At 41.7% G+C, this 8,015-nt stretch carries 8 protein-coding genes and 1 pseudogene; 5 read left to right on the top strand and 4 right to left on the bottom strand.

Features of this window, described 5'->3' with window-relative positions; all coding sequences use genetic code 11:
• The first annotated feature begins 124 nt into the window (after nt 1–124).
• The 3 genes from pylB (at nt 125) to MsAg5_RS01805 (ending at nt 3,020) form a co-directional block, all read left to right on the top strand.
• Nucleotides 125–1,231, top strand: a complete 1,107-nt coding sequence (pylB, locus tag MsAg5_RS01795; RefSeq protein ID WP_338098906.1) for a methylornithine synthase PylB — start codon at nt 125–127, stop codon at nt 1,229–1,231.
• A gap of 202 nt (nt 1,232–1,433) precedes the next feature.
• Nucleotides 1,434–2,459: a PDDEXK nuclease domain-containing protein gene (locus MsAg5_RS01800; RefSeq protein WP_338098907.1), complete on the top strand. Its 1,026-nt coding sequence runs from the start codon at nt 1,434–1,436 to the stop codon at nt 2,457–2,459.
• Nucleotides 2,460–2,558: 99 nt separating this feature from the next.
• Nucleotides 2,559–3,020 carry a pyridoxamine 5'-phosphate oxidase family protein gene (locus MsAg5_RS01805; RefSeq protein ID WP_338098909.1) on the top strand — a complete coding sequence of 154 codons (462 nt, stop codon included), beginning with the start codon at nt 2,559–2,561 and terminating at the stop codon, nt 3,018–3,020.
• 56 nt (nt 3,021–3,076) lie between these two features.
• Here MsAg5_RS01805 and MsAg5_RS01810 read toward each other — a convergent pair whose 3' ends face one another.
• The 3 genes from MsAg5_RS01810 to mtaA form a co-directional block, all read right to left on the bottom strand.
• Nucleotides 3,077–3,379 carry a DUF3467 domain-containing protein gene (locus MsAg5_RS01810; protein WP_338098910.1) on the bottom strand — a complete coding sequence of 101 codons (303 nt, stop codon included), beginning with the start codon at nt 3,377–3,379 and terminating at the stop codon, nt 3,077–3,079.
• Nucleotides 3,380–3,634, bottom strand: coding sequence for a hypothetical protein (locus MsAg5_RS01815; RefSeq protein ID WP_338098911.1), 255 nt, complete (start codon nt 3,632–3,634; stop codon nt 3,380–3,382).
• A gap of 310 nt (nt 3,635–3,944) precedes the next feature.
• Nucleotides 3,945–4,961 (bottom strand): methylcobamide:CoM methyltransferase MtaA, encoded by a 1,017-nt coding sequence (mtaA, locus tag MsAg5_RS01820; protein ID WP_338098912.1) that lies wholly within the window; start codon nt 4,959–4,961, stop codon nt 3,945–3,947.
• Nucleotides 4,962–5,359: 398 nt separating this feature from the next.
• On the opposite strand from mtaA, the gene MsAg5_RS01825 reads away from it, so the two are divergent.
• A complete protein-coding gene (locus tag MsAg5_RS01825) occupies nt 5,360–6,541 on the top strand; it encodes a coenzyme F420-0:L-glutamate ligase (RefSeq protein WP_338098913.1) in 1,182 nt (393 codons plus the stop codon).
• 266 nt (nt 6,542–6,807) lie between these two features.
• Here the strand turns inward: MsAg5_RS01825 and MsAg5_RS01830 are convergent, their stop codons facing one another.
• Nucleotides 6,808–7,731, bottom strand: coding sequence for a DUF1266 domain-containing protein (locus MsAg5_RS01830; RefSeq protein ID WP_338098914.1), 924 nt, complete (start codon nt 7,729–7,731; stop codon nt 6,808–6,810).
• 207 nt (nt 7,732–7,938) lie between these two features.
• Between MsAg5_RS01830 and MsAg5_RS01835 the strand changes: the two are divergent.
• Nucleotides 7,939–8,015 (top strand): annotated as a pseudogene (locus tag MsAg5_RS01835) (IS1595 family transposase); the annotation flags it as partial.

Here is an 8,015-nt window from a genome sequence, read left to right on the forward strand (position 1 = left end):
TCTTGATTGTTCTGTTATCTTCATTCTAAGATCATTTTTAAAATTGAATCAAATTCAATCAAATAGAATTAAATAAAATTAAAACCGGTTGCCGGTTTTTCAAATCTTTCTTGGGGGATCAGATTTGGCAGATTATTTTAAAAACATGAGCGAAGCGGACATATCGAGGTTTGTGTCCGACGTCATTTCCAAAAAACCGATTTCAGACGAAACAATTAAAAGCATGCTTTCCGCGACCGATGAAGAAAGCCTTCAGAAAATGTTTTCGGCCGCCAGAGCCGTTCGCAATCACTTTTTTTCAAACAACGTCTACCTTTACAGTTTCGTTTATTTTTCCACTTACTGCAAAAACAAATGCGCTTTTTGCTATTACCGCGCCGCCAACAAGATTGACCGCTACCGTTTAACGCCGGAAGAACTTCGGGACATGTGCAAACAGCTGAAAAACGAAGGCGTTCACATGATCGATTTGACGATGGGCGAAGATCCGCATTTCCACGACCACCCGGAAAACTTAATCGAGTTTGTGACAATCGCCAAAGAAACCGCCGGCCTTCCGGTTATGATTTCTCCCGGCGTTGTCGACGACAAATTCATCGAACAGTTGGCCGCCGCCGGTGCCAATTTTTTTGCGCTTTACCAGGAAACATATCAGCAAAACCTGTATGAAAAACTCCGCATCGGTCAATCATTTGACGGACGCATTCAAGCCAGAACCGCGGCGAGAGCCGCCGGTATGTGCGTTGAAGACGGCATGTTAACCGGTTTTTCAAAATCCGTTCTCAACACCCCGGATTTCGTCGTCGACGATGTCGAAGCAGCCCTGTTATCGCTTCGGGAAATGCAAAAGTTCAACGCTGATCAAGTCCGTGTGATGACATTTGAGCCGCAGCCCGGAACGCCGCTTGAAGAAACGATTCAAGCGCCGTATTTGATGGAAATTAAGATCATTTCCGTTCTCCGGTTCCTGTTCCCGGACCGCTTGATTCCGGCGTCGCTGGACGTCGCCGGTATTGACGGCATGGTGGACCGGCTCAACGCCGGCGCCAACGTGGTGACATCGATCATTTCAGCAGATTCCACACTGGAAGGCGTTGTTAATTTTGACCGCGACGTGCCGCTGTCAGCCCGCAAACGCGACGCGAAAAGCGTGATCGAACGGTTGAAAACGATGGGCATGCAGCCGGGAACGCAAGCGGATTTTGAGAAATATTTGAAACGGAATCAGTAAATACAGAACCGGAACACGCAACATTCAAAATAAAATTTGTGTCACCATTGGTGACACAAATAAAAAATAAAATGTTTTAAACAAATATTAATTCTCTTATTACTGTTTTTTGTTTTTATTATTCTTTTATTTTCAAATTGATTATAATAGAATGTCAAAAAATTAAAAATGTTTATAAAACTCAGTCTCTTTTCAATACAAAATGAAAGGAGATGAAACGATGAGTCATGATATTATTCCGTATGCCGATGCAATTATTCACATGATTGAAGAATCTCGGCTCAATGTTTTAAAGAGTGTTAATGCTGAATTAATCAAACTTTACTGGCGAGTTGGAGAATATTTGAGCAACGAAAGTTCAAAATCTTTATGGGGCAGTTCTTTCATTGATGAAACAGCTCGGCGAATTCGAGAAAATAATCCTGAAATAAAGGGATTTGACCGGCGAAATTTGTATCGTATGAAACAGTTTTATGAAACATATAAAGACAACGAATTTGTGTCACCACTGGTGACACAAATCAGCTGGACAAACCACTTGCTTATTTTATCAAACACGAAAAGCATGGAAGAGAAGGAATTTTACATTAAATTGTGTCTTCAAGAGAAATACAGCAAACGAGAACTTGAGCGGCAATTCGGAAGCTGCTATTATGAACGATATCTTCTTTCTTCAAAGAAAACGGCATCAACGATGTTGCCGGAAAATATAAAAAACGGTTTCTTTGATAAATACGTCTTGGAATTTTTAGATTTGCCGGACGGGTATTCAGAGAATGATTTTAAAAAAGCAATCATTCAAAATTTAAAAAATTTCTTATTAGAACTTGGAAGAGATTTTTCTTTTATCGGGGAAGAATATCGTATTCAAGTTGGAGACACGGATTTTTATATTGATTTGTTGTTTTATCATCGGGCTTTATCATGTCTTGTTGCTTTTGAATTAAAAATTGACAATTTCAAACCTGAATACCTTGGAAAAATGAATTTTTATCTTGAATCTCTTGACAGGGAACACAAAAAACCAAATGAAAATCCGAGTATTGGTGTCATTCTTTGTGCAACGAAAAACGATGAGATTGTTGAATACGCCATGAGTAAAAGCTTATCACCGGCATTGGTTTCTGAATACACACTACAGTTAATTGATAAAAAACTGCTTGAACGAAAATTACGGGAATTTAAAGAGCTTATACCTGAAAATAAGACAGACATTTTAAATAAATAAATTGTGTCACCACTGGTGACACAAATAGAGCCATTCGCTTGATTACATTTTAGGTTAAAGTGTTGGAATATTAAAGAGATGAAATTTATGCAAAATAAAATGAAAATGAATCAAATGACCGAATCCGAAATCACTGAATTTTTGGAAAAAGCGCCGGTCGGACGGATTGCCACCCAAAACGAAAACGGATTTCCATATATCGCGCCGATTCATTTCGTTTATTACAATCAGAAAATTTACATCCACGGGCTGCCCAAAGGACAAAAAATCGACAACATTCTGGCTCATCCGAAAGTCGGTTTTGAAATTGATCAAATGGACGGTCTCAACATTTCCGCTGAAAGAAAGGCAGCGTGCGGGATCGGAACTTATTACTCCAGCGTCATCATTCTCGGAAACGCAAAGATGGTTGACGACGCCGATTTGAAAGATAAAGTTCTCCGGCTGACGGTTGAAAAATACGTGCCGGATTACCCGAAAATTCCGTTTGGGGTGATGATTGAAAAGACAGGGATTATTGAAATTGAAATTGTCGAATGCACCGGAAAACGGCGCAAATAATTGTGGTGCCGCTGCGTCCGTGCGCGTTATGGCAATGATTTTTAAAAATGGAAAAATCAGTACGTCAATTCATTTTCGATAACCATTGAAATAATGCCGTGTTCCCTTTCGTACAAATTGATATCAGCAGATAATTTATTCCATAATTTTTTGGCGCCGACCGGCGACAAAATAAGCAAACCGTCGGAATAATAATTCCATTTTTCATTTTCGGAATCGTATGACTTTTCATTCAAAAGTTCATATCGGAAATCTTGGTCCGTCGCGCCGCCGGCAATATTGGTGACATAAAATTTGGGAAAAACCGGAACCCGAATAATGGATTTTTTTTCGAATAATTCTTGATTTTCGTTTTCCATTTAAGCAGCTCCTGATTTAATTTTTTCAGTTTTAAAAGCATCGTATTTTAAAGTTTCAGATATTGGAATATTGGACTCAAATAAATTTTTCCGGGTTGTTTCAACCGTTTGATTTTTTTCTTTTTCGTCTTTAAACTCTTCCTCTATTCTTTCTTCCATTATTCTTCTGCTTTCTTTGAGCATTTCAAATGTTTCCATCCATTCGTCGTATGTCATTTCTCTTGTGTTGTTTGAATTTGAATCGTCCATTGTCATCCTTTTCCCTCCTGTTTGTTATTTTTTATCAATCGTACATCTTCAAAATCGAATAAACAAGCATGGCGTCAATGTGATTTAAGGCTTTTTAAATAAAGTTTAAATGTATAATTTTCAAATATTTAAAAATCGAAAACAAGAAAATAGATTGGCGGTTCGTTGCACCGCCGCGTCCGCGCGCGTTACGGCAATCGTTTTTTAAAAACAGTTTAACAAAAACAGTCTGCAACTTTCATTTTTAAATAAAAAAAGCCGGCAGCAAAACTTTGCTGCCGGCGATTTTCATTACTTTTCGTTATTTACAGCAAGCTTACTGGAAATATTTGTCGCGTGCGGCCACCATTGTTTTGATGTTGGCGAGCGGGGTCATCGGTGCAATACCGCATCCCGGTGCGAGAACACCGACGCCGGCGTCAAGCGCTTGGTTGACGGCTTCGGTCACTTTGGCTTCGTCGCCGCTTAAGAGAACGAACGGGCTGGACACGTTTCCGATGATAATGGCGCGTCCCTTGGTGAGTTCAACGGCGCCTTTAACGTCTTCGACTTTTTCTTCAATGCTGAGTCCTTTGCAGTGGCAGTCGGCCATGTCGTTTAAGATCGCGGTCACGTTGCCGCAGACGTGCAAAACCACCGGCACTTTGACTTTGTCAGCGAATTCGGTGATGGCGCCCATGAGTTTGTCATGGAAGTCTTGCGGGCTCATGAGGTCCGGAGAAGAAACCGGGTCGGCGATACAGATGATGTCGGCGCCGGCGTCTGCCATTAAGTTGGCGTATTCGATGGCGGCGACGTTCGCAAAGTCAATGACTTTTTTGAGGTCTTCCGGTTTTTTAATGGACCATTTCATAAATGATTTCACGCTGCAGAGGTCGGAAGCGAGGGTGATCGGTCCTTCCATACCGCCGATGATCGGGACATCCGGTCCGACGTGTGCGCGGACGAGTTTGATGGCTTCGATAACGGCCGGAATTCTGGCGGTGGATTTTAAATCCGGTTTGGTCATGCCGTCAAGCATTTCCGGTTTTTCGTACGGGTGAGCGGTCACGGACGGTTGTCTGTTCTTGGTTCCCATGTTGACTTCACAGCCCATGGCTTCCGCGAGAACGGTTAAACAGTACGGGACTCTGACGGCTTCAAGTCCGCCAAGTTCGTGGGCCGCGATGGCCAAGTCCGCCATCATTTTGGCGTTGGATTGAGATTCCGGCCACGGCGCGTTCACGGCGTCCATCAGTTCAACAATTCCGGTTTGGGTCACGGAGACAACCGGTGTTTTTTCCACAGCTTCGCCGTTTAAGGCTTTTAATAAATTTTCTTTAAGCGTTGTCATATTTTTCAATCCTTCCTGAAAATAGTCAAATACCCTATAACTTTATTCCTTTTAACGGTTACGGAATGAAGTTATAAATTGAACGTCCGACAATAAAATAACTTTACGGGATTAAAAAGATAACCCAAAAATAATATTAAAATCAAACTTTAAATGATAATACTCACATATAATAAATTTAAAAATAGAATCTGCAATGAGATTTTTGAATTTTAATTTATATTTGATTTATATTTAATTTATAATTCAAATCCCTTCCAAAATCCTTTTATTTTATTATTTTAATGGAATTTCCCCAAATTAAATTTCTTCCATCAATATTTCTTCAATATTCATCTCATTCATAATCATTTCATTCATAATCATTTATATTTTAAACAACATCGGAGGCAAATATTTTGAAACTCATCGGAACGCAATCGAAAGGAATTAAGGCACCTATTGTTAAAGAGGGAGACGATTTGGTTCAAATCGTCGTCGATTCCGTTCTTGCGGCAGCCCAATCGGAAAACTTTTCTTTGTCGGACGGCGACGTGGTTGGTGTGACGGAAGCGGTCGTTGCGCGGACGCAGGGCAATTACGCCACCATCGACCAGTTGGCCAAAGACGTCGCCCAAAAGTTTCCGGACGGCGAAGTCGGCGTGATCTTCCCGATCCTCAGCCGCAACCGTTTTGCGATCATGCTCAAAGGAATCGCCCGCGGCGTCAATAAATTGTATTTGATGCTGAGTTTTCCCAACGACGAAGTCGGCAACGAGCTCATCAGCATGGATATGATTGAAAAAGCCGGTTTGGATCCGTATGCTGATGTTTTGTCGGAAGCCGAATTCAGAAAACACTTCGGTACCATTAAACATCCGTACACCGGCGTCGATTATGTGGATTATTACAAAAGTTTGGCGCACAACGACAACATTGAGATCGTTTTTGCCAACAACCCGCGTGCGATTTTAAAGTACACGCCGCACGTTCTTTGCGCTGACATTCACAACCGTGAGCGCACAAAACGCGTTTTGAAAGCCGCCGGCGCCAAAACCGTTTACGGCATGGATGATTTACTGAACAAACCGATTGACGGCAGCGGCTACAATCCGGAATTCGGCATTCTCGGCGCCAACAAAGCCACCGAAGAAACCATCAAACTGTTTCCGCGCGAATGCAACGTGTTCGTCAACGCTGTTCAGCAAAAATTCAAAGACAAAACCGGCAAGCGGATCGAAGTTTTGGTTTACGGCGACGGCGCTTTCAAAGACCCGGTTTGCGGTATTTGGGAACTGGCCGACCCGGTCGTGTCTCCCGGTTACACCGATGGTCTTCTCGGAACACCCAACGAATTGAAGCTGAAGTATTTGGCCGACAACGAATTCAAAGAACTCAAAGGCGACGAACTGAAAGCGGCCATGTGCGAAAGCATTCGCTGCAAAAAAGACTTGACCGGAAAAATGGAATCTCAAGGCACGACGCCGAGAAGATACGTGGATTTGATCGGCAGCTTGTGCGATTTGACCAGCGGCAGCGGCGATAAAGGCACGCCGTTCATTTTGATTCAAAACTATTTCGACAACTATGCAACGGAATAATTCCGTTGCTTTTGTTTTTTTATTTTATTTCTTTTTTATTTTGTTTCTGTTTGGTTTTTACAGCGCCGGCATCGCGCGCGTTATAGCGATCATTTTATTTATTTATTTTTAAAATCAGGTTCCTGTTTTTCTTTAACAATTTTACACTTTTTCGTCCGAGTTTTTGTCGGAATTCGTATTTTTGATAAAAAGCAGAGCTATGGTGCTTTAAAAAAGGAAAAAAGAATTCAGGCAAAAATGCCTGAATAAATTGACAAAATAAATTTTTACAAATCCGAAATCGGATAGTTTTCCATCAGATCCCGGCTTTCTGTGAGCAAATCATAAACGATGGCAAAAGGCTCTTCGTCGACGCCCATCGCAAATCCGCGGCCGATGAGAAGGGAAATGAAATACTCTTCCCAGCTGGCGAATTGTTCTTTGGCAAGCGCTGAGGCTTTTTTCAGATAATCCCAGGCTTCATCTTCGCTGATGAAATCGACGTGCGCAAAGATTCTTGCCAAATAGCCGATCCGGTCGATGTCCCAGGCGCCGACGGAATCGCAGGCTTCCACGAGCTTTTCCGGCAATTCGAGAATTTCGATTAAGCCTTCAACGGTCGTTTCATAATTTTCGATGTCTTCTTCATCAAGGCCGCATTCTTTTCCGATTTTGTAAGACAAAAAGTCTTCCTGGTAAACTGCAGCATGGCCTTCCGCCATCAGCCAGTTCATGGTTTCAATGGCGTCGTTGGGCGTGTTGATGTCCCACGCTTCCGAAAGTTCAATCAGATAGTCTTCCGGTTCGCCGGTGAGCGCCAGCGTTTCGTACGGTTCGCCGTTGGTGCCGATTAAAACGGCGCCGACCATGAGATATTTGGCCAATTCCGGGGCGACGGCGTGTTCCGCTAAGAATTGTTCGACTTCTTCATCCGACATGACATCGCCGTACATCAAATTTTCGTAAGCGTCTTCCAGCGCTTCCAAATCGGCCAAATTGAAATTTTGACCCATAGCCGCCTGCATTTGTTCTTGAATTTGCTTTTGGATTTCAGCCACCATTTTTTGGTATTCCGGCGACATCTCATCAAATCCTTCGCCGTCAATTTCGAAATCGATTTCCATTTCTTCGTCAATTTCGACGATGAGTTCGTCGTCCGTTTCATTTGCGTCCGGCTTGCAGCCGCATGTTTTCTTTTGATTTTCAGTCATTTGTCCTCACTCCTCTATAAAATATTTTTTAAATTTTATAATAATATGTTTTATTTTATTAATATTTTCCGACAATCTGAATTAAAGTTAGGGTGAAAGTAGAAGATAAAACTACTGAAAATAAATCGAAACAAAATGAATAAAAAGGCAAAAAATAAAAGGGTCACGATAAGAACAACCAAATAAAATGGTGTTCAAATCATGATCATGCAGATGAAAAACAAATACATTTACCGTTCTAAAATTTCTGAATCCAAATTTCGGCAAATTGTGAAGCTTTTTGC

It is taken from the genome of Methanolapillus africanus (assembly GCF_032714475.1).
GTDB lineage: Archaea > Halobacteriota > Methanosarcinia > Methanosarcinales > Methanosarcinaceae > Methanolapillus > Methanolapillus africanus.

Excerpts from the sequence above, each read along its gene's own strand:
- MsAg5_RS01800 (WP_338098907.1), top strand. The coding sequence starts at position 1,434 with ATGAAAGGAGATGAAACGATGAGTCATGATATTATTCCGTATGCCGAT.
- MsAg5_RS01805 (WP_338098909.1), top strand. The coding sequence starts at position 2,559 with ATGAAAATGAATCAAATGACCGAATCCGAAATCACTGAATTTTTGGAA.
- MsAg5_RS01810 (WP_338098910.1), bottom strand. The coding sequence starts at position 3,379 with ATGGAAAACGAAAATCAAGAATTATTCGAAAAAAAATCCATTATTCGG.
- MsAg5_RS01815 (WP_338098911.1), bottom strand. The coding sequence starts at position 3,634 with ATGACAATGGACGATTCAAATTCAAACAACACAAGAGAAATGACATAC.
- mtaA (WP_338098912.1), bottom strand. The coding sequence starts at position 4,961 with ATGACAACGCTTAAAGAAAATTTATTAAAAGCCTTAAACGGCGAAGCT.
- MsAg5_RS01830 (WP_338098914.1), bottom strand. The coding sequence starts at position 7,731 with ATGACTGAAAATCAAAAGAAAACATGCGGCTGCAAGCCGGACGCAAAT.